This window comes from Streptomyces sp. NPDC003635 (assembly GCF_053587635.1).
Genome location: NZ_JBSFOK010000032.1, coordinates 71,774 through 93,015, shown reverse-complemented (window position 1 = coordinate 93,015; position 21,242 = coordinate 71,774). Strand labels below are relative to the sequence as shown.

17 protein-coding genes are annotated in these 21,242 nt (G+C 71.2%); 8 read left to right on the top strand and 9 right to left on the bottom strand.

Annotated elements, in window-relative coordinates:
- Positions 1 to 62: 62 nt before the first annotated feature.
- Both ACWDRW_RS26930 and ACWDRW_RS26925 read left to right on the top strand, forming a co-directional pair.
- A complete protein-coding gene (locus tag ACWDRW_RS26930; protein WP_451726675.1) occupies positions 63 to 1,442 on the top strand; it encodes an amino acid permease in 1,380 nt (459 codons plus the stop codon).
- A gap of 106 nt (positions 1,443 to 1,548) precedes the next feature.
- A complete protein-coding gene (locus ACWDRW_RS26925; RefSeq protein WP_451726673.1) occupies positions 1,549 to 2,190 on the top strand; it encodes a superoxide dismutase in 642 nt (213 codons plus the stop codon).
- A 103-nt stretch (positions 2,191 to 2,293) separates the two neighbouring features.
- Here the strand turns inward: ACWDRW_RS26925 and ACWDRW_RS26920 are convergent, their stop codons facing one another.
- Both ACWDRW_RS26920 and ACWDRW_RS26915 read right to left on the bottom strand, forming a co-directional pair.
- Positions 2,294 to 2,908 carry a histidine phosphatase family protein gene (locus tag ACWDRW_RS26920; RefSeq protein WP_451726671.1) on the bottom strand — a complete coding sequence of 205 codons (615 nt, stop codon included), beginning with the start codon at positions 2,906 to 2,908 and terminating at the stop codon, positions 2,294 to 2,296.
- Between the two features lie 117 nt (positions 2,909 to 3,025).
- On the bottom strand, positions 3,026 to 4,459 hold the full coding sequence (locus ACWDRW_RS26915; protein ID WP_451726669.1) for an FGGY-family carbohydrate kinase: 1,434 nt from the start codon (positions 4,457 to 4,459) through the stop codon (positions 3,026 to 3,028).
- Between the two features lie 189 nt (positions 4,460 to 4,648).
- On the opposite strand from ACWDRW_RS26915, the gene ACWDRW_RS26910 reads away from it, so the two are divergent.
- Positions 4,649 to 4,885, top strand: coding sequence for a hypothetical protein (locus ACWDRW_RS26910; protein ID WP_451726667.1), 237 nt, complete (start codon positions 4,649 to 4,651; stop codon positions 4,883 to 4,885).
- Positions 4,886 to 4,888: 3 nt separating this feature from the next.
- On the opposite strand, the gene ACWDRW_RS26905 is transcribed toward ACWDRW_RS26910, so the two are convergent.
- Entirely contained in the window at positions 4,889 to 5,548 is a 660-nt protein-coding gene (locus ACWDRW_RS26905) for a mycothiol-dependent nitroreductase Rv2466c family protein (protein WP_451726665.1), read from the bottom strand.
- 122 nt (positions 5,549 to 5,670) lie between these two features.
- Between ACWDRW_RS26905 and pepN the strand changes: the two genes are divergently transcribed.
- Both pepN and ACWDRW_RS26895 read left to right on the top strand, forming a co-directional pair.
- A complete protein-coding gene (gene pepN / locus ACWDRW_RS26900) occupies positions 5,671 to 8,247 on the top strand; it encodes an aminopeptidase N (RefSeq protein ID WP_451726663.1) in 2,577 nt (858 codons plus the stop codon).
- Positions 8,248 to 8,453: 206 nt separating this feature from the next.
- The gene (locus ACWDRW_RS26895) at positions 8,454 to 9,503 is read left to right on the top strand and encodes a hypothetical protein (protein WP_451726661.1); all 1,050 of its coding nucleotides are present in this window, start codon (positions 8,454 to 8,456) and stop codon (positions 9,501 to 9,503) included.
- A 113-nt stretch (positions 9,504 to 9,616) separates the two neighbouring features.
- Here the strand turns inward: ACWDRW_RS26895 and ACWDRW_RS26890 are convergent, their stop codons facing one another.
- From ACWDRW_RS26890 to ACWDRW_RS26875, 4 genes are all read right to left on the bottom strand, one after another.
- A complete protein-coding gene (locus tag ACWDRW_RS26890) occupies positions 9,617 to 10,759 on the bottom strand; it encodes a serine hydrolase domain-containing protein (RefSeq protein ID WP_451726659.1) in 1,143 nt (380 codons plus the stop codon).
- 157 nt (positions 10,760 to 10,916) lie between these two features.
- Positions 10,917 to 12,674 carry a TIGR03767 family metallophosphoesterase gene (locus ACWDRW_RS26885; RefSeq protein WP_451726657.1) on the bottom strand — a complete coding sequence of 586 codons (1,758 nt, stop codon included), beginning with the start codon at positions 12,672 to 12,674 and terminating at the stop codon, positions 10,917 to 10,919.
- Between the two features lie 247 nt (positions 12,675 to 12,921).
- Positions 12,922 to 13,812, bottom strand: a complete 891-nt coding sequence (locus ACWDRW_RS26880) for a pyridoxamine 5'-phosphate oxidase family protein (RefSeq protein WP_451726655.1) — start codon at positions 13,810 to 13,812, stop codon at positions 12,922 to 12,924.
- Between the two features lie 2 nt (positions 13,813 to 13,814).
- Entirely contained in the window at positions 13,815 to 14,258 is a 444-nt protein-coding gene (locus tag ACWDRW_RS26875) for a VOC family protein (RefSeq protein ID WP_451726653.1), read from the bottom strand.
- 129 nt (positions 14,259 to 14,387) lie between these two features.
- On the opposite strand from ACWDRW_RS26875, the gene ACWDRW_RS26870 reads away from it, so the two are divergent.
- Positions 14,388 to 14,921 (top strand): CGNR zinc finger domain-containing protein, encoded by a 534-nt coding sequence (locus ACWDRW_RS26870; RefSeq protein ID WP_451726651.1) that lies wholly within the window; start codon positions 14,388 to 14,390, stop codon positions 14,919 to 14,921.
- 164 nt (positions 14,922 to 15,085) lie between these two features.
- Complete coding sequence (locus ACWDRW_RS26865; protein WP_451726649.1) at positions 15,086 to 18,376, top strand: S8 family serine peptidase; 3,291 nt, start codon at positions 15,086 to 15,088, stop codon at positions 18,374 to 18,376.
- A gap of 63 nt (positions 18,377 to 18,439) precedes the next feature.
- Here the strand turns inward: ACWDRW_RS26865 and ACWDRW_RS26860 are convergent, their stop codons facing one another.
- Both ACWDRW_RS26860 and ACWDRW_RS26855 read right to left on the bottom strand, forming a co-directional pair.
- Positions 18,440 to 19,180, bottom strand: coding sequence for a hypothetical protein (locus ACWDRW_RS26860; protein WP_451726647.1), 741 nt, complete (start codon positions 19,178 to 19,180; stop codon positions 18,440 to 18,442).
- Between the two features lies 1 nt (position 19,181).
- Positions 19,182 to 19,727: an RNA polymerase sigma factor gene (locus tag ACWDRW_RS26855; protein WP_451726645.1), complete on the bottom strand. Its 546-nt coding sequence runs from the start codon at positions 19,725 to 19,727 to the stop codon at positions 19,182 to 19,184.
- Between the two features lie 472 nt (positions 19,728 to 20,199).
- Between ACWDRW_RS26855 and ACWDRW_RS26850 the strand changes: the two genes are divergently transcribed.
- Positions 20,200 to 21,216: an aspartate-semialdehyde dehydrogenase gene (locus tag ACWDRW_RS26850; protein WP_451726643.1), complete on the top strand. Its 1,017-nt coding sequence runs from the start codon at positions 20,200 to 20,202 to the stop codon at positions 21,214 to 21,216.
- The last annotated feature ends 26 nt before the right edge of the window (positions 21,217 to 21,242 follow it).

The following is a 21,242-nucleotide window of genomic DNA, read 5'->3' as shown; positions in this document are numbered from 1 at the left end:
CGGACACGGCCCACAGACTGACGGGGTTTTTGCCCATCTCACGCATTGGACGAGCCGCTCCCATGCCCAGCACCACAGTCGAGACGCCGCCGCAGCAGGACGGCGCCTCCCTCTCCCATGGCCTGAAGCAGCGCCATCTGTCGATGATCGCCCTCGGCGGGGTCATCGGCGCCGGTCTCTTCGTGGGCTCCGGCGCCGGTATCGCCGCCGCGGGCCCTTCGATCGTCGTCGCCTACGCCGTCTCCGGCCTCCTCGTGATGCTGGTGATGCGGATGCTCGGCGAGATGTCGGCCGCGTATCCGTCCTCCGGCTCCTTCTCCGCGCACGCCGAGCGGGCGATCGGACCCTGGGCCGGTTTCACCGCGGGTTGGTCCTTCTGGGTCCTGCTCTGCACGGCGGTCGGCCTGGAGGGCATCGGCGCCGCGAAGATCGTCACCGGCTGGCTGCCGGGCACGCCGGAGTGGGCGTGGGTGGCGCTGTTCATGGTGGTGTTCTGCGGCGCCAACCTGGCCGCCGTGAAGAACTTCGGTGAGTTCGAGTTCTGGTTCGCCGCCCTGAAGGTCGGCGCGATCAGCCTGTTCCTGGTCCTCGGCGGCCTCGCCGTCTTCGGCGTCCTGCCGGGCACGGACTCCCCCGGCACCTCGAACCTGACCGACTTCCTCCCCAACGGCGGCGAGGGTCTGATCATCGGCCTGCTCGCCTCGGTCTTCGCGTACGGCGGCATGGAGACGGTGACCATCGCGGCGGCCGAGTCGGAGAACCCGGTCAAGGGCGTGGCGAGCGCGGTCCGTACGGCGATGTGGCGGATCGCGCTGTTCTACATCGGCTCGATGGCCGTCATCGTGACCCTGGTCCCGTGGGACTCCAAGGAGGTCGTGGAGAAGGGCCCGTACGTCGCGGCCCTCGACGAGCTCGGCATCCCCGGCGCGGGCCAGCTGATGAACGTGGTGGTGCTGGTCGCGCTGCTGTCCGCGATGAACGCCAACATCTACGGCTCCTCGCGCATCGCCTACTCCCTGGTCCAGCGCGGCCAGGGCCCGAAGGCGCTGGGCCGGGTGACCTCGGGCGTCCCGCGGATCGCGGTGCTGGCCTCCTCGGTGTTCGGCTTCGCGTGCGTGCTGCTGAGCTACTGGCGCCCGGACGACGTGTTCCCCTGGCTGCTGAACATGATCGGCGCGGTGATCCTCGTCGTCTGGATCTTCATCGCCGTCTCCCAGCTGCGGCTCCGCTCCCGCCTGGAGCGCGAGTCCCCCGAGAAGCTGACGGTCCGCATGTGGGCCTTCCCGATCCTGACCTGGGTCGCCCTGGCGGGCATGGCCACGATCTTCGTCCTCATGGCCCGCGAACCGGACACCCGCGTCCAGCTGTACTCGACCGGTGGAATGACGCTGTTCCTGGCGGTCGTGGGATACGCGTGGCAGCGGGCGCGCGCCCGGAGCTGAGCGCCTGCCTCCGGCACGAAAGCCCCCGTGTGATCCGCACGGGGGCTTTTTGCTGTTAGCTTGTTATTGCGAGCTAGTTGCAATAAGCCACTCCGAGGGGATCGCCATGCCCGTCTACACACTCCCTGAACTGCCGTACGACTACGCCGCGCTCGCGCCCGTGATCAGCCCCGAGATCATCGAGCTGCATCACGACAAGCACCACGCGGCGTATGTGAAGGGGGCCAACGACACCCTGGAGCAGCTCGCCGAGGCGCGGGACAAGGGGCAGTGGGGGTCGGTCAACGGCCTGGAGAAGAACCTGGCCTTCCATCTGTCCGGGCACATCCTGCACAGCATCTACTGGCACAACATGACCGGAGAGGGCGGTGGCGAGCCGCTGGCCGCCGACGGGGTCGGTGAGCTCGCGGACGCCATCACCGAGTCCTTCGGGTCGTTCGCCGGATTCAGGGCGCAACTGTCCAAGGCCGCCGCCACCACGCAGGGTTCGGGCTGGGGCGTCCTCGCCTACGAGCCGCTCAGCGGGCGGCTGATCGTGGAGCAGGTCTACGACCACCAGGGCAACGTCGGCCAGGGCGCCACGCCGATCCTCGTCTTCGACGCCTGGGAGCACGCCTTCTACCTCCAGTACAAGAACCAGAAGGTCGACTTCGTCGAGGCCATGTGGCAGGTCGTCAACTGGCAGGACGTGGCCCGGCGTTACACGGCCGCCAAGTCCCGTACGGACGTACTGCTGCTCGCTCCGTGATACGTCCTGCCTCGTGATCGTCTTCTCACCCTTCACGCAGGCGGGCGGAATGACGGAAGCCCCCGCGAGGACGTGACTCGCGGGGGCTTCCTGGTCCCCGGGGCTACTCGCAGGGGACGTTGAGGGACAGCAGCGCGGCCTCTCCCTCGCTGGTCATGAGGACTTCGGTGATCGCCGTGTTGCGCAGCCGGGGGAAGACCCTGCGGTAGTCGCGTGCCGGGATCCGCAGCAGCGTGCACAGCACCAGCCGGAGGAGGGTGTTGTGGGCGACGACCAGCACTCGGGCGGTGGGGTGTGCGGTGGCGATACGGCGGAGGGCCGCCGTGCCCCTCGCCGCCGCGGCGCGCGGGTCCTCCGCGCCGGGGAAAGGGTGCGCCACCGGGTCCGCGCGGAAGGCCCGTGCCGCGGCGGGGTGCTCCGCCTCGAACTCGGCGAGGGTACGGCCCTCCACCACCCCGAAGTCGCATTCGCGCAGGCCGGGGTCCTGATGCGGAGTGAGGCCGAGCGCTCGGCAGGCGGGCGCGGCGGTGGCGACGGCCCGGGAGAGAGGGGAGGTCCAGATCGCGTCCACGGGGTGGGCCGCGGCCCAGCGGCCGAGGGCCTCCGCCTGCGCGCGGCCGGTGTCGGTGAGTTCGACGTCGCTGATTCCGGCGTAGCGGTTCTCCGCGTGCCAGACGGTCTGTCCGTGGCGGGCGAGGAGGAGGCTGGTCGCAGTCATGGCCGGTCCTGTCCTGGTCGGGGTCGGTGCTGACGTGGGGTGGTCGCGCTCGCCCGGCCATGGCGGGGTGCGGCCCGCGCCCACCCGTGCCGCCCCCGGGGCGCGACGGCCCGCAGGCTACGCGTCCAGCCGGGTCCGCGCATGACCCGCCACCTCTTCCGGCAGCCAGCCCCTCGTTTCCAGTTCGGTCAGCAGCCTGGCGTACGGCTCCTTGAAGCGGGCCGTGTTCGCCGGGTTCGGGGACAGCCTCGTGCCGATGGTCACCATGGCCTTCGCCGCGTCCGCCAAGGTCCCCGGCACCCCGCCCGTCCCGTAGGCCGCCAGTGCCGCCATCCCCAGAGCCGGTTCCGTCCGCCGGGGGACCCGGGAGGGGCGGCCCAGGATGTCGGTGCGGAGTTGGTTCCAGTACCGGCTGCGGGCCGCGCCGCCGGTGAAGGTGAGGGGCCCTTCCACCAGGGCGCCCAGGTGGTGGACGTAGTCCAGGCACAGGCGCTCCACGAACCCCACGCCCTGGAGCAGGGCCGCCCACAGGTCGGCGTCGTTCTCGGGCTCGCCGAGGAGGAGAGCCGTGGCCTCCGGGGCGAGAAAGGGGAAGCGCTCCCCCGGCGACACCAGCGGGTAGCTGATCGCGCCCGACGGTTCGTGCGCCGCCGCCCGCGCGTCCATCGCCGTGGGATCCGCGGCCGGGAAGGCGGCCGTGAGGACTCCCGCGCCCGCACTGGAGGCGCCGCCCGGCAGCCAGAGGCCGTCGGGCCCGCGGTGGTTGTAGACCACGCCCGTCGGGTCGCGGACCGGGGTGAGGGACGCGCCCTTGAGGACCAGCGTCGTGCCGAGCACCGAGTTCCACGAGCCGGGGCGCAGGGCGCCGGAGGCGATCTGGGCCGCGCAGCCGTCGGTCATCCCGGCGACGACGGGGGTGCCGGCGGGGATGCCGGTGGCCTCGGCCGCCGTGGCGGAGACCTCGCCGAGCCGGGTGCCGGGGCGGACGACGTCGGGCAGCGCCCGCTCGGGCAGGTCGAGGGCGGACAGCGCGGACCAGGAGTCCCGTTCGAGGTCGTACCCGGTCTTCAGCGCGTGACTGGAGTCCGCCGGGGGCCGCTCGCCGGTGAGCAGGGAGACGATCAGGTCCGGCTGGTGGGTGATCCGGCCGGGGCCGTACGCCCCGAGCAGCCACAGCGCCTTCGGCAGCGCCCAGGTGTCCTGCACCGCGAGCCCCAGCGCCCGCACCCGGGCCGCCTCCTCGGCCGCGCGGCCGTCGTCGTACATCAGCGCGGGGCTCATCGGCCGCCCCGCCCCGTCCGTCAGCAGCACGGTCCCGGACGTCCCGCACACCGCGAGCCCGCCGACCCGTACCCGCGACCGGCCCTGGAGCGCGGCCCGGGCCGCCGCGCACACCCCGTGCCACCACTGCCCGGGATCCTGCTCGTGCCGCACACCGTCCCGCCGGCCACCGAGCGGGGCGGAGCCCGAGCCGAGGACGGTGCCGTCCGCCTCGACCAGGAGAGCGCGCGCACTCTGCGTACCGAGGTCGACCCCGAGCCACGCTGTCATCGCACCTCCAGAACACCACCCACCGTGAACTTCTCACCCTGTGCCGCCATTTTCGCGTACGCGGGGGAGCACAAGGTGCCGTACTAGCGGTGGACGGGAAGCGGCGCGGGAGCGGGTGGAGAGCTGAACTGACGTACAAAGGGCAGGAATTGGGTGCCGGAACGCATCCGCGACAGTGAGGAGGGGTGGATGAGGACCCGCACGCTGGACTGCCCGACCTGCGGCTCCATGCAGGCCTTCCGGTTCCTCGACGACCGGGAGAAGGCGGCGCTGCGCAAGAGGGAGGGGCCGCAGCTGTTTCTGGACAACCTCTGGCGCTGCACCGCCGCGGGGTGCCTGACGTACTACCCCCAGTTCAACAAGGCCGGTTACGGCCGCCTCCCCGAGGAGTTCCGCGAGGAGGGGACCGCCACGGAGCCGGGGTGAGCCCTACAGGTTGCTGAAGTCCGGGCCCTTGGTGCGGGAGCGCTTGATCTCGTAGAAGCCGGGGACCGAGGCCACGGCGAGGGTGCCGTCCCAGAGGCGGGCGGCCTCCTCGCCCTTCGGGGCGGGGGTGACGACCGGGCCGAAGAAGGCGATCTGCTCGCCGTCGTCGCCGGGGACCGCGATGACCGGGGTGCCGACGTCCTGGCCGACCTTGTCTATGCCCTCCTTGTGGGAGGCGCGCAGCTCGGCGTCGAACTCGAAGTCCTTCTGGTCGAAGTACTCGATCAGGTCGGCGGGCAGGCCGACGTCCGCCAGGGCGCCCTCGACGGCCTCACGCGTCGGGCCCTGGCCCTCGTTGTGGATACGGGTGCCGAGCGCGGTGTACAGCGGGCCCAGGACGTCGGCGCCGTGCTTCTGCCAGGCCGCGGTGACGACCCGGATCGGCTGCCAGGCCTTGGTCTCCAGCAGCTCGCGGTACTCCTCGGGCAGCTCGTCGATCTTCGGCTCGTTCAGCACGGCCAGGCTCATGATGTGCCAGCGGACCTCGATGTCGCGGACCTTCTCGACTTCCAGCACCCAGCGCGAGGTCATCCACGCCCAGGGGCACAGCGGATCGAACCAGAAGTCGACGGGGGTCTTCGCGGACTCGACGGACTCGGACATGGCTCTCCTAGGGAAGCGGTCTTTGACCACGGCAACACCGGTGACCGCCTCCGCCATTCCCCGCCCCGCATGGCAGGATCAGCCCCGTCCGCATACTGAACACTCTGTGAGGAGAGACACTCGTGCCCGGTGAGAATCTGTCCCGCGACGAGGCCCGCGAGCGGGCCGCGCTGCTGTCCGTCGACGGGTACGACGTGTCCCTCGACCTGCGCTCCGCGCTCGGCGGGGAACCGGAGAACGGGCCGCGCACCTTCCGCTCGGTCACCACGATCCGCTTCCGCTGCGCCGAGCCCGGCGCCTCGTCCTTCGCCGACCTGATCGCCCCGGCTGTGACCGCGGTCTCGCTCAACGGCCGCGACCTCGACCCCAGCGAGGTCTTCGACGGGTCCCGGATCGCTCTGGAGGACCTGTCCGCCGACAACGAGCTGATCGTCGACGCCCAGTGCGCCTACTCCCGCACCGGCGAGGGCCTGCACCGCTTCGTCGACCCCGAGGACGGCGAGGTGTACCTGTACACGCAGTACGAGCCGGCCGACTCCCGCCGGGTCTTCGCCAACTTCGAGCAGCCGGACCTCAAGGCGCCCTTCCGCTTCGAGGTGCGGGCGCCCGAGGGGTGGACGGTGTGGAGCAACGGGGCCGGCTCGCAGACGGACGGCGTGTGGCGGTTCGCCGAGACCAAGCCGATCTCGACGTACATCACGTGTGTGGTGGCGGGCCCGTACCACTACGTGACGGACTCCTACAGCCGTACCCTCGAGGACGGTACGACGCTGGAGATCCCCCTCGGTGCCATGTGCCGCAAGGGTCTCGCGCCCCACTTCGACGCCGACGACGTCTTCCTGGTCACCAAGCAGGGCCTGGACTTCTTCCACGACCACTTCGATTACCCGTACCCGTTCGGGAAGTACGACCAGGCCTTCGTGCCCGAGTACAACCTCGGCGCGATGGAGAACCCGGGCCTGGTGACCTTCCGCGAGGAGTACATCTTCCGCGGCAAGGTGACGCAGGCGTCCTACGAGAGCCGGGCCAACGTCATCCTGCACGAGATGGCGCACATGTGGTTCGGCGACCTGGTCACCATGGAGTGGTGGGACGACCTGTGGCTGAAGGAGTCCTTCGCCGACTTCATGGGCTCCTTCGCCACCGTGGGCGCGACCCGCTTCACCGACGGCTGGATCACCTTCGCCAACCGCCGCAAGGCGTGGGCGTACCGCGCCGACCAGCTGCCCTCGACGCACCCCGTCACGGCGGACATCCGCGACCTGCAGGACGCCAAGCTCAACTTCGACGGAATCACCTACGCCAAGGGCGCCTCCGTGCTGAAGCAGCTCGTGGCGTACGTCGGCCAGGACGCGTTCCTGGAGGGCGCCCGCCGCTACTTCAAGCGGCACGCCTACGGCAACACCCGGCTCGGCGACCTGCTCTCGGTGCTCGCCGAGACCAGCGGCCGGGACATGGCCGCCTGGTCGCGGTCCTGGCTCCAGACGGCCGGGGTCAACTCCCTGACCCCGCAGGTGCTGTTGGACCCGGAGGGCAGGATCGCGGAGCTCGCGGTGGTGCAGGAGGCACCCGAGTCCCACCCCGAGCTGCGGCCGCACCGGGTCGCGGTGGGCCTGTACCGCCGTACCGGCAGCGTGCTGGAGCGGTACGCGCGGGTGGAGGTGGACGTCGACGGTCCGCGTACGGTCGTGACGGAGCTCGCCGGGGCCGAGGCGCCGGAGCTGGTGCTGGTCAACGACGACGATCTGACGTACTGCAAGACCCGCTTCGACGAGACCTCGCTGGTCGCGCTGCGGCGGGGCCTCGGCGACATCGCCGACCCGCTGGCGCGGGCGCTGTGCTGGTCGGCGCTGTGGAACATGACCCGGGACGCGCTGCTTCCGGCCCGCGAGTTCATCGACCTGGTGCTGAGGTTCGCGAGCCAGGAGTCCGACATCGGCGTGCTCCAGATGCTGCACGCCTGGGCGGAGTCGGCGGCGGTGCACTACACGGCCCCCGAGCGGCGCCCGGAGGCCGACCAGCTGCTCGCCCAGGGCGCGGCGCTCCAGATGGGCACCGCCGAGCCGGGCAGCGAGCACCAGTTGGCGTGGGCGCGGTTCTTCGCCCGGGTGGCGAACGCGGCTCCCTCCTTCGAGATGCTGAGCGAGCTGCTCGACGGCACGGTGACCCTGCCGGGCCTGGACGTCGACCAGGAGCTGCGCTGGGCGTTCCTGGACGCTCTCGCCGCCCATGACGTGGTCGGCGACAAGGAGCTGGCCGCCGAACTCGCCCGCGACGACACCGCGTCCGGCAAGCGTCATCAGGTGCGCTGCCTCGCCGCCCGGCCGCAAGCCTCGGTCAAGGCGCAGGCGTGGGCGCAGGTGGTGGAGTCCGACGAGCTGTCCAACGCGCTGGTGGAGGCCACGATCGCGGGCTTCGCCCGGCCCTCGCAGCGGGAGCTGACGGCGCCCTACACGCAGAAGTACTTCGCGGCGATCGAGCGGGTGTGGGCCGAGCGGTCCATCCAGATCGGCATGGTCGTGGTGTCGGGGCTGTTCCCGTCCCTCCAGGGGTCGCGGGAGACGCTGGACGCGACGGACGCGTGGCTGGCCTCGCACGAGCAGGCGGCCCCGGCGCTGCGCCGGCTGGTCCTGGAGGCGCGGGACGATCTGGCACGGGCCCTGCGTGGGCAGGCGTGCGACGCGGCGGCGGGGGCCTGATCTCTGGCCAATGCTTTCCGCCTCCGTGACCGTTACGGAATTCAGGCAATAGCAGCCGTAACCCCTGGTCCCACCCGAACGGACCAGGGGTTTTCGGTGCCTACTCGGCAACCGAACACCCGTCCTTTAGGGCGAGCTTGTCCGGATTTGCCGACGGGCGTGTAACAGCGGTTAAGAGGCGGACCGGACGTGGGAATCCCCGGGTCATGAACCACAACCCCCCGCTCTCCCCCCGTCCCCTCCACCAGCTCACCGACGTCCGGCGCCGCGTGCTGACCGCCGCGCAGCTCCGGACGCACGGAGTCGCGGCCGCCGAGACGAACGAGCAGTGCCGGGCCGGCGGGCCCTGGCAGCAGATCCTCCCGGGCGTCTACCTGCTCCACCCCGGCCCCCCGACCAGCGAGGAGCGACTGCACGCGGTACTGCAGTACGCGGCGCGGGAGCGGACCACCGGGGTCCCGGCGCAGCCGGACGGGGAGGAGCCGCACCGTCCGGTGTATGTGGAGGCGGTGATCACCGGCCTGGCGGCCCTGACCCTGCACGGCTTCGCGGCGACGCCCCCGCTGACCGCCCTGGACTCGATCGACGTCCTGGTCCCCCGGCTGCGCCGACTGCGCTCGACGGGCTGCGCCCGGATCGTCCGCACCCCCTGCCTGCCGACGCCCCAGGAGGTCACGGGCCTGCCGGTGGCCCCGGTCCCGCGCGCCCTGGCCGACGCGGTGGCCGAACTCTCCGACGCGGGCGCCGTACGCCGGCTGCTCACCGAGGCGGTGCGCGGCGGCCACTGCGAACCGGCCGCGGTGGTACGGGAGTTGACGCAGGCCAAGCTGTTGGGCCGCCCGCACGTGGTGGACGCGGTGGAGTCGCTGCTGGCGGAGGGCCGCGCCATCGCGGAGGACCGGCTCTACCGGATGGTCCGCGAGTACGGCCTCCCCGACCCCGTCTGGAACATCGACCTCCGGCTGCCGGGCGGCCCGCACCTCGGCGGCCTGGACGCGTACTGGCCGGAGCACGCGGTGGCGGTGGAACTGGACACCCGGGCGCCGCGCCAGGGACATCGTCAGGACGACGACGCCCAGTGGACGGAGTACGCCCGCAAGCGCGAGCACCTGGAGCGCCTCGGCATCACGGTCGTCCACCTCACGCCCAAGAAGCTCCGGGACTCCCTGGAGCAGCAGGCCGCGGTGATCCGCACGGCCCTGATGGCCTCGACGGACCGCGATCCCGCCGCGTACGTCGTGGTGCTGCCCCGGTAGGAGGGGGACCGGGGAGGCAGCAGGAGGGGAGCGGAGGGGCCGCCGGGGTCATCCCGGGCGGCCCCTCCTCATGTCGTGCCCGCGCTCACGTCGGCCCGGCTCTTACGTCCTGCCTACTCGCCGCAGAACTCCGCCTCCAGGATCGCGTCCGTGTCGCCCGCCCAGTCGCCGTTGAAGTTGAAGGACAGGGAATGGCGGCCGTCCGCTGTGGTGACCGCTTCCGAGACCGAGCCGTGGATGCCGCCGCCGTGGCCCCAGACCGTGGTGCCGCAGGTGAGTTCGCGTTCGATCAGGCCGAGGCCGTAGCCCGCGTTCGGGATCTCGGCGACCTTGACCGTGGTCTTCATCTCCTTGAGCTGCTCGGCGGGGAGCAGCCTGCCCTTCAGCAGGGCGGTGTAGAAGCGGTTCAGGTCGGCCGAGTCGGAGATCATCTCGCCCGCCGCGTAGGCCAGGGTGGGGCTGAGCTTCGTGACGTCGTAGGTCTTGCCCTCGGCCGTCTCGGCGAGCTTGGAGTATCCGCGGCTGCTCGGCTGCGGGAGGCCGGTCCGGGTCCCGGGGACGGAGGTGGCGCGCATGCCCAGGGGATCGAGGATGCGGGCACGCACCTCGTCGCCGTACGCGTGTCCGGTGACCTTCTCGATCACCATGCCCGCGAGGACGTAGTTGGTGTTGGAGTAGGACCAGGACGTACCCGGCTCGAAGGTCGGCTTGTGGGTCATGGCCCGGGCGACCAGGTCCTCGGGCGGCAGCCTGTCGTAGCGGTGCTCGAGGAAACCGTCCTTGAGGAAGTAGGTGCGGACGAAGTCCTCGTCGTCCGTGTAGTTGTAGATGCCGCTCGTGTGGTTGAGGAGCTGCCGGAGCGTGATCCGGGCGCCGTCGTGGCCGTTGCCGTTCACCAGACCCGGCAGCCACCGGTCGACCTTGTCGTCCAGCGACAGCCGGCCCTCCGCCTCCAGTTGGAGCAGCACCGTGGCGACGAACGTCTTGGTGATGCTGCCGACGCGGTAACGGTCCCGAGCCGAGCGGGACTTGCCCGTCCTCAGGTCGCCGACGCCCTCCGTCGCCGACCAGGTGCGGCCGTGGTCGCGGGCGGTGGCGGTCACGCCGGGCACGCCCGCCTCGACCGCCGCCCGCATCGCGTCGCGGGTGGCGGCGTGGCCGGTCGTCGTGTCCGCCGCCACCGCGGGACCCACGAGGGCCGCCGAGAGCGCCACCGCCGTCGCCGCCACCAGGAGCGGGCGTACGCGTGTGGTCATGTCTTCCCCCTTCGTTCACCCGACGCGCCGGTCGCGTCGGGCCGGTCGGGAAGGCAGACCCGTGATCGTTCGGGAGGGTTGAGCGGGTGTGGGCCGGTTGAGTGACTTTCGGCCCTTCTCGGCATCAGGCCTACCTGGCGTCAGCCCTTCTCCCCCGTCAGCCCTTCTTCAGCACCAGTTCCGTGTTCCGGTCCGCGCGGCCGCCCGCCAGGTCGGTGCGTGCGCCGGGGGCGTTGAAGGAGATCTCGCGGTAGAGGGCGGCCAGGCCGGTCTGGGAGAGATCGGAGAAGTCCGTGCGGTGCGGGGCGGCGGACTCCACACAGGTGGTGAACAGGGAGATCGTGCCGTCCTTGTTGTCCACCAGCTCGATGACCCGGGCGAGTTGGGGGTAGTCCACGTGCGAGGCGGTGGAGATCTCCCAGAAGCCGTCGCGCGGGGTGATCGCGTTGCGGTGGATGTGACCGTTGACCCAGGCGAGCACGTTGCGGTGACCGCCGAGGAGGGCGAGCACCTCCTGGCCGTTGTGGCGCCGCTCGGTCGGCCGGTCCGGATCGCGGTTGGTGTTGTCCATCGTCTCGCTGGTGTGGTGGCTGAAGACAATCGCGTACGCGTCCTGGTGGTCCTTCAGGGTCCGGTCCAGCCACTTCAGCTGGGCCGTGCCGATGGAGCCCTCGTGGTGGCCGCCGGGGTCGGTGGTGTCGAGGCTGATGCCGATGACGTCGTCGGCGATGCGGAAGCTGTAGTACTGGGTGCCGGCGTCGAGGTTGGCGGTGGAGTAGCCGTGGCCGACCGGCCCCATGCCGAGGTAGGCCGCGTCCAAATGGGCCTTGAGGTACTCGGTGGGCGTGTACGGCGCCCGCCGCTCGTCCGACGTGACCGACCGCAGGTCACGGGTGTGGGCCTTGAGCAGCTCGCGGTACTGCACACCCTGGGGGTCCCTGGCCTGCTTCAGCGCGTCCTGGAGCTTCTTGGCCTCGGCCGCGGCCAGGCTCATCAGCTTCTTGCCGCCGACCGCGAAGTCGGTGAGGTAGGGATCGCGGTGCGAGGCGTAGGTGCCGAGCGGCAGGGAGTCGTGGTTGCCGACGGTCGAGTACCAGGGCATGTTCAGGCCAGGGCTGTTCACCTCCCTCAGGGCCGCGGCGAGGAAGCCGTCGAGCTGCGGGAAGCCGAGCTGCTTGTCCGTGTCGCGGACGGCCGAGTCGGGCTGCCAGAACTGCTTCAGGCCGCTGTTCTGCACGCCTTCGTACTGACGCGGGTCACCGGAGTTGGGGGTGATCCGGCCGCCGCTCATGACGGTGAGGAACCAGTCCAGCTCGGTGCGGGCGTTGTTGTCGGTGTTGTCGCCGGTGGTCATGGCGAAGTGCAGCGGGGCGCCGGTGACGGGAGCGCCCCGCAGCGCGTTCACCCGCTCCACGAGGGAGACGGCACCCTGCACGGTCAGCGCCTCCTGGGGCCGCCAGGCGTGCACGTCGTGCGAGCGCAGGAACTCGAGGCGCATCGGGTGCTGGACGTCCAGAATGTGCAGGTCCGTCAGCTGGACGAACGCGGCGAGCGCGGTACGGCGGTTCTCTCGGCCGGACCGGGCGGCGGCCAGCTCGCTGCGGACGATCCGGCGCCAGCCGGGCCCGCTCACGAGCCGGCGGTAGCCGGAGGTGCCCCGCGGGGCGGCGACGCCCGCGATCGTGGTGCCCCGGGTGTAGGGGCGCAGCGGGAACGAGGGCGCCCGGCTGGAGGAGGCGACCGGCGCCTCCCGTGAGGCGACGGCCCTCGGCTCGGCGGTGGTGGCGGCCTGGCTGTCGGTGGGCCGCAGGGCGTAGCCGACGCCGGCGGAGAGGGACACCGCACCGGCGGCGGCGAGGACGGAACGGCGGTGGACGCCCAGCGCGGAGCTGGCGACAGAGCGTGTGCGCGACATGGCGCGGTCTCCCCGAGTGCGTGACGCGTCGGCAGTGGTCGCGGGCGTCGCTGTCGCGAACGACCCGCTCGCTCTGGATCGTTGGCACCGGGGATGACCTGCGCGTGAACGAGGCGGCAACGCGCAGCGCCGATCACCGTACGTGGATCTTGGCCTACCCCGCGCGCCCCCGACCGCTCCTCGGGCGGCCGGGACACGGCTACTCCGTGTTCATCTTCGCGGGTATCCGGGGGTGTTCAGGAGGTGTTCAGGGGCGCTCCGGGTTCGCGGGGGAGTACTCCGGCGCGGACCAGCGCAGGGGGACGGCAGCCCGGGTCTCCACCACCTCAAAGGCCATGAAACGGACTCGGCGTTCGCCGTCCCCGGCGAACTCCGTACGCGCTTCTCCCGTCAGCTGCAGCGCCGTCCCGGACGTCCAGTCCAGGAAGAGCAGCCCCGCCCTCGGGTCGGCGGCGAGGTTGCCCAGGCTGAGGAACATGGAGTTGCCCGGGTAGTCGCGCCAGCTCAGCTCGCGCGGTGAATCGACGCGCACGAAGGCGGGGTTGCCGCCCCGATGGCTGGCGTCGGCTCCGCCCTCGTGGACGCTGGCCAGGAAGAAGGTGTCGGCCGCGGCGATGAACCGCTCCTGTTCCGGCGTGAGTTCAGCACCGCTGCGAGCCTCCCCCGGCACGCGGTCGGGCAGGAACTCGTACGCCTCCCTTCGTTGCAGGTACTTCGGGCAGTTGGCGAAGACCCGGTCCGCCTCGATCGCGAACCCTCGCACGGTGGGCCGGAGCCTGCCGTTCAGACGCATCCGGCGCCGGGTGCGCGGATCGAGGGCGATGGTGCCGACCGGGGTGCCCTCGGCGGCCGTGGCCGCCGCGAGCGGGGAGGCCGGGGCCGGGTCGCCCCCGCTCGCGACGGAGATCTGCCGTGGCCCGGTCGCCCGGACGAAGCCCGGCTCCCCCGCCAGCGGCGCCGCCCACACCCCACCCGTCGCCGGGTCGGCGGCGCCGATCACCAGCAGTGGCTGGAGTTCCAGGAAGGCGGCGGCCACCGGCTTGATGCCCTCCCCGATGGACCGGCCGACGTGCGCGGCGAGATCCCGCACGCCGAGCCGGTCCTGCACGGCGAGCGAGCCCTCGTGATAGACGCCCATGACTAGAAGAACCCGCAGGTGGGGGCCGACTCGTGGGGGGCCGGAGCACCCTTGACGCCGCTCGGCACGGAGATCTCCAGGCGGATGCCGTCCGGGTCGAGGAAGAAGATGCCGCCGGAGTCGGCGCCCTCGGCGTGCGCCACGATCCCTTCGTGGGCGAACTCCACGCCGTACTCGCGCAGGGCGCTCTCGTAGGCGCGGATCCGCTCGACGGAGTCCGCCTGGAAGGCGAGGTGGTGCAGACCGGGCCGGGACGTGTCGCAGGCCCCGTCCGCCTGCTGCCACAGCGCGAGGGTGAGCGTGCCGCCCACACCCATCAGCGCGAACCGCCGGTCCTCCTCCTTGCCCTCGACCAGCAGGTCGAAGTCGAGGACGTCGCGGTAGAAGGCGAGCGAGCGGTTCAGATCGGTGACGTTCAGGCCGACGTGGCCGGTGCTCAAGGTCATGACTACCCCCATCAGAAGTGGTTCCGCATCTGTTGTTCTAACCTCTTAAATTGAGATTAGAGGTTAGAAACGAGGGGTGTCAACCGGTCACGTACCCTTGACCGGTTAGTACGGAAGAGGGAGCCCCACATGTCCGACCCCCGCCCGCACGTCGGCGAGCCGCTCGCGCTGGACCTGCTGAACACGCGCTGGATGCGGGACGGGGTCCCGCAGGACCTGCTCACGGACACCGACGGCCTCGCGATCTGGCTCGCCTCGAACGACCTGGCCGACGTCTGTGCCGCCGACGACACGGCCCTGCGCCATCTGCTCCAGTCCCGGGACGCGATCAAGGCGGCCGTCGACGGCTCACCGCGGGACGCGGCACCGCTCGTCGACGCCGTCCTCGCGCACGGCCGGATCCGGGCCACCCTCACCGCGGAAGGACCCGGCGAGCTGCCCGAGTTCCGCTCCCCCGCCTGGGGTCCGGCCTGGCTCGCCGCCCGGAACTACCTGACGCTGCTCGACACCGCGCCCGAGCGGATCCGCGCCTGCGCCCACGAGGCCTGTGTCCTGTACTTCTTCGACACCTCGCGCAACGGCACCCGCCGCTGGCACTCCATGGCGACCTGCGGCAACCGCGCCAAGGCGTCCCGGCATTACGCCCGGACCAAGGAGGACTGACCGCACCGGGCGACTTGCGCGCTTTGCCGGAGATCAGGCGGAAAGGGATAGCGGGTTTTCCCCATCCCTCAATTTCGTTCGGGCCAACTCTCCCCAAACATCTGTCCCTTGCGTAAGGCTGAGCGGTCGTTCCACGCTCGTTCCTTTACCTACAAGGGATGCCGATGACCCTCACCCCCCAGCGTGAACCCATATCGGGTGCGAGACGCGCGGCCCGCATAGCGGTGGCCGCGGGACTCGTGGCAGCGCTGTCCGCCGCCGGGCCGATACCCCTGGCCTTCGCCGAGGATGCCCCCGCCGCGGCCGACCCGGCCGTCAAGTCCGCGCACGACAAGCTCGGTTCCGACGACGCGGACCTGCTCGCCGACGCCAAGGCGGCCGGCGACAAGAACGTCACGATGATGATCGCCACCGCCCCCGGGAAGACCGAGCAGGTCGCCCAGGAGCTGGACGCGGTCAAGGGCGGCTCCGTGGGCCGAACCTACGACAAGCTCGGCTACGTCCGGGCCACCGTCCCGACCGGCGGGGCGGACGCGGCCATCGCCGCCGCCGCCAAGCTCTCCTCCGTGCACGGCATCGACCTGCGCGAGGAGATCCCGCTGGACGACCCGGCCGTCGACACCAGGAAGTCGGCGTCGACCGCGGCCGCCTACCCGGCTCCCGGCAAGAACACCCCGGCCGAGAACCCGTACAACCCCTCCTTCGAGACGGGCGCCGTCGACTTCGTCGACGACCACCCGAAGGCGGACGGCCGCGGGATCACCATCGGTGTCCTGGACTCGGGCGTGGACCTGTCCCACCCGGCGCTCCAGAAGACCACGACCGGTGAGCGCAAGATCGTCGACTGGGTCACCGCGACCGACCCGATCGTCGACAGCGACGCCACCTGGCGCGCGATGACGACCAACGTCGCCGGGCCCAGCTTCACCTTCAGCGGCCGCACCTGGACGGCACCCGCCGGGTCGTACCAGGTCAACCTGTTCCGCGAGTCCGCGACCACGGGCGGCGACGCCAAGGGCGACGCCAACCGGGACGGCGACACGACCGACGTCTGGGGCGTGCTGTACGACGCCGCGGCCGGCACGGTCCGGGTCGACCTGAACAACAACTTCGACTTCGGTGACGACACCCCGATGAAGCCGTACAAGGACGGCTTCCAGATCGGCTGGTTCGGCACCGACAACCCGGGCACCGACGTCGCCGAGCGTCAGCCGTTCGTCGTGGAGATCCGCAAGGACGTCCCGATGGACCCCTACGGCGGTGACTGGGTCGGGCAGAAGCGCGACTTCGTCAACATCGGCGTCATCGAGTCCGAGCACGGCACGCACGTGGCCGGCATCACCGCCGCCAACGGCCTGTTCGGCGGCGAGATGAACGGCGCCGCGCCCGGCGCGAAGGTCGTCTCCTCGCGCGCCTGCACCTGGACCGGCGGCTGCACCAACGTCGCGCTCACCGAGGGCATGATCGACCTCGTCGTCAACCGCGGCGTCGACATCGTCAACATGTCCATCGGCGGTCTGCCGGCGCTCAACGACGGCAACAACGCGCGCGCCGAGCTCTACACCCGCCTGATCGACACCTACGGCGTGCAGCTGGTGATCTCCGCGGGCAACTCCGGCCCCGGCGCCAACACCATCGGCGACCCGGCCCTGGCCGACAAGGTCATCTCGGTCGGCGCCTCCGTCTCCCGGGAGACCTGGGCCGCCAACTACGGCTCGAAGGTGGAGAAGCGGTACGCGATGATGCCGTTCTCCTCCCGCGGCCCGCGTGAGGACGGCGGCTTCACCCCGACGCTCGTGGCGCCGGGTGCCGCGGTCAACACCATCCAGACCTGGCTGCCGGGTGCCCCGGTCGCCGAGGCGGGCTACTCGCTCCCGGCCGGCTACGGCATGCTCCAGGGCACCTCGATGGCCTCGCCGCAGGCCGCCGGTGCCTCCGCGCTGCTGCTGAGCGCCGCCAAGCGCGCGGGCATCGAGCTGACCCCGGCGACCCTGCGCACCGCGCTCACCTCGACCGCCGACCACATCAGCGGGGTCCAGGCGTACGAGGAAGGCGCGGGCCTGATCAACATCCCCGACGCCTGGGAGTCGATCAAGGACGACGCCACCGCGCACACCTACACGGTGAAGGCGCCGGTCGACACCGCGATCGACCAGTTCCTGAAGACGCCCGGCTTCGGCACCGGTCTGTACGACCGCGAGGGCGGTCTGAAGGCCGGCCAGAAGAAGACGTACGAGATCACCCTGACCCGTACGTCCGGCGCCGACCGCGCGATCCGGCACGAGCTCCACTTCGAGAACAACGCCGGTGACACCTTCCGGATCGTCGGCTCCGACGAGGTGAACCTGCCGCTGAACCAGCCGGTCACCGTCAAGGTGCAGGCCGCGCCGCGGTCCGCCGGGCTGAAGAGCGCGATCCTCGAGGTCGACGACCCGCGCACCGAGGGCATCGACAAGCAGGTCATGTCGACGGTCGTGGTCGCCGCGCCGCTGCAGTACACCTACTCGGCGTCCGGCACGGTCCAGCGCAACAGCACCAAGCACTACTTCGTGACCGTGCCCGAGGGCGCCAAGTCTCTGGAGGTCGCGATCGGCGGGCTCAAGGACAAGAGCCAGACCCGCTTCATCGCCATCCACCCCTACGGCACCCCGTCCGACACGACGTCGACGCCGAACTGCTACAACAACTACCTCGACGGCAACGGCTGCCGCCCGGACGTGCGCTCGTACGCCGACCCGCAGCCCGGCGTCTGGGAGATCGAGGTCGAGTCGCGCCGTACGTCGCCGCTGCTCGACAACCCCTACAAGCTGGACGTCACCGTCCTCGGCGCGGCCTTCGACCCGGAGACCGTGACCGTGGCCGAGGCCAAGGTCGGCACCCCGGTCGAGGCCTCCTGGAAGGTGACGAACAAGTTCGCCGCCATCGACGGCAAGCTCGCGGGCGGTCCGCTCGGCTCGTCCAAGACGGCCCGCCCGACCATCGCCGACCACGAGACCCACACCACCACGGTCGCGGTGCCCGAGGGCGCCACCTCCCTGGACGTGGCGATCGGCAATGTCTCGGACAACGCCGCCGACCTGGACCTGACCGTCTACGACAAGGACGGCAACCAGGTCGCGCAGGCCGCCGACGGTGACTCGGAGGAGGCGGTCTCCATCGCCAAGCCCGCCGCCGGCACCTACACGATCGAGGTCGTGGGCTACTCGGTGCCGTCCGGCTCCACCGCCTACGACTACCTGGACGTGTTCTTCTCCGCCGCGCTCGGCTCGGTCACCGTCGACGACTCGACGCCGGTGAAGCTGGGCACGGGCGGCTCGGCCACGGTCTCGGCGAGCGTCACCGCCGCGGCCGCCGCGCCGGAGGGCCGTGAGTTCTTCGGCCAGGTCCAGCTGCTGAACGCACGCGGCACGGTCGCGGGCGCGGGCAGCGTGAAGATCGAGAAGGTCATTCCGTAGTCGGTTCCACGGCTGCGAAAGGGGCGGGCGTCCGGTCGCGGGCGCCCGCCCTTTCTCACGCGCTCATCCGCACTTCAGGGACCGGGACTCGGGCAGCGACCGGGTGACCCACTCCCGCTCCATGGCGATCTCCCGCTCTCCCACGACCCACATGTCGGGTGGGGCGCCCTTCTCGGGAACGCCGAACAGGACCTCGTCGCCCGCGCGCAGCGGGGGCGCGGTGTTCTCGTCGATGACGTAGGTGAGGTCCTTCTCCCCCGCCTTCTCCGGCTTGTGGAAACGGCTGACGTGGACGCTCACCCGGATCAGCGCGGGGTCGGCGGTGGGCTCGCCGACCGGTTCGGCGGAGGTGACGGTGCCCTCGGCGACCAGGTACGCGCAGGACAGGTAGCGAGGGCTGCCGAACAGGACACCTGCGCTGTCCTGCTGCGCCTCCTTGGCGCCGCTCGCCGCCGAGTCGGCGCTGCTGTCCGCGGCACCCGACCCGGACTGCGCCACCAGCCAGCCGAGCCCCGCGACCACGCTCGCGGCGGCGGCCACGGCGAGCGAGCCGACGGCGATACGGAACATCCGGCGCCTGACCGGTCGTACCGGACGAGGGGCGGGAGCCGGTCGGGGTGCCGGAGCGGGTTCTCCCGGCTCGGCCAGCACGCGGCCGATGATGTCCAGTTGTTCCCGCAGCACGGCGAGGTCGGCGGTGGCCCGGCGGTGTTCGGCCAGGAAGGCGGCGTCGGCCTCCTCGGGCAGGGGTTCGTCGGTGATCGCGGCCATCAAGGCGTCGATGCCGCTGTGTTCGGCGGTCACGTCACACCACCTCGTCCTCGTGCAAGCGGGCGCGCAGAGCCCGTACCGCCGTGTGCAGCCTGCTCTTGACCGTGCCCTCGGGGATCGCGAGCTGCTCGGCGATGTCGCGCACGGGCAGGTCGGCGAAGAAGCGCAGGACGACCACCTGGCGCTGGGCGTCGGGCAGTTCGTCCAGGCCCTGGGCGACGGCGAGGGAGAGCACGCTGGTGTCCTCGCCGGAGGGATGCTCCGACTGGCGCAGCGACGCGAGGCGTTCGCCGAGCCGCTCCTGGCGGCGCTTGGCCCGGTGCCAGTCCATGGCGAGGTTGGAGGCGACCACCGCCGCCCACGCGGAGACGTCCCGGGGTGCCTCCCGTCCGCTCGCCGCCCGCTCCAACAGCCGCAGGCGGACCTGCTGCACCCCGTCCGGCAGGTCCGCCTGCGGCACCCCGCCGAGCGCGAGCACCGCCCGCACCCGACGTTCCTGAGCCGCGTCCAGGGGATCGTCCGGCGCCTCCGGCGCACCGTCCCCCTGGCCACGACGGGCCAATCTGCGCAGCACAGCCACCCTCCCCTCGCCGCGTTTCCCCTATGACGCCGGTCGGAAGGGAAACGTTCGATCCGAACCGCGGAATCTTTTCTTCACATCTGGTCCTGCGCTACCAGGGGCCACCCACACTGATGACCCTGCGGCGGACCTCGCAGGTCCCGTCTGGGGCGGTCCGGGTGGCTGGAACGGAGTCGTATGTCACATCGGGGCCGAGAGCGAGATGGTGCTGGTCGGCACGAGCGGCCTCAGGCACGTCTACGAGCTGGACGAAAAACCTGTTCCCCCAGCGGAAAACCACCAATTCTTCCGGCCCGCACCGCGTCGGGACCTCGATCCTGCACGTCAGGGCGCTCGGGGAGTGGGTGATCGAACCGCGCCCCTGACAGGAGTGGCGTCCCATCACTCGGGCAAACGATTGGACACAACGGCCTGGATGGGACGCATCATGGAAACGTCCAGGCCACGCAATCGCCACAGCGAAGGAGTCACCGTGAGGGTCGGAATCGTCGGAGCCACCGGTCAGGTCGGCACGGTCATGCGCAGGATCCTCACGGAACGCGACTTCCCGGTCACGGAACTGCGCCTGTTCGCCTCGGCCCGCTCGGCGGGGACGGTCCTCGACGGCGTCACGGTGGAGGACGCGGCGACGGCCGACTACACGGGCCTGGACATCGTGCTGTTCTCCGCGGGTGGCGCGACCTCGAAGGCGCTGGCCGAGAAGGTCGCCTCGCAGGGCGCGGTAGTGATCGACAACTCCTCGGCCTGGCGCAAGGACCCCGAGGTCCCGCTGGTGGTGTCGGAGGTCAACCCGCACGCCATCGCCGACCGGCCCAAGGGCATCATCGCCAACCCGAACTGCACCACGATGGCCGCGATGCCGGTGCTGAAGGCGCTGCACGCCGAGGCGGGCCTGGAGGCGCTGGTCGCCACCACCTACCAGGCGGTGTCCGGCTCGGGCGTGGCGGGCGTGGCGGAGCTGCACGGCCAGGTCCAAAAGGTCGTCGCGGACGCGGAGAAGCTGACCCACGACGGCGGCGCGGTCGACTTCCCCGAGCCGCAGGTCTACAAGCGGCCCATCGCCTTCAACGTGCTGCCCTTCGCCGGCAACCTCGTCGAGGACGGCCTGAACGAGACCGACGAGGAGCAGAAGCTCCGCAACGAGTCCCGCAAGATCCTGGAGATCCCGGAGCTGAAGGTCTCCGGCACCTGCGTCCGGGTCCCGGTCTTCTCCGGCCACTCCCTCCAGGTCAACGCCCGCTTCGCCCGCCCGATCAGCCCGGAGCGGGCGACGGAGCTGCTCGCCGGGGCGCCGGGTGTGGCGCTCTCCGAGATCCCGACGCCGCTCGAGGCGGCCGGCAAGGACGCCTCGTACGTCGGCCGCATCCGCACCGACGAGACCGTCGAGAACGGCCTGGCCCTGTTCATCTCCAACGACAACCTCCGCAAGGGCGCCGCGCTGAACGCGGTCCAGATCGCGGAGCTGGTGGCGGCCGAGCTGAAGGCCTGACGCCGGTCACAGTCGAAAGGGCGGTC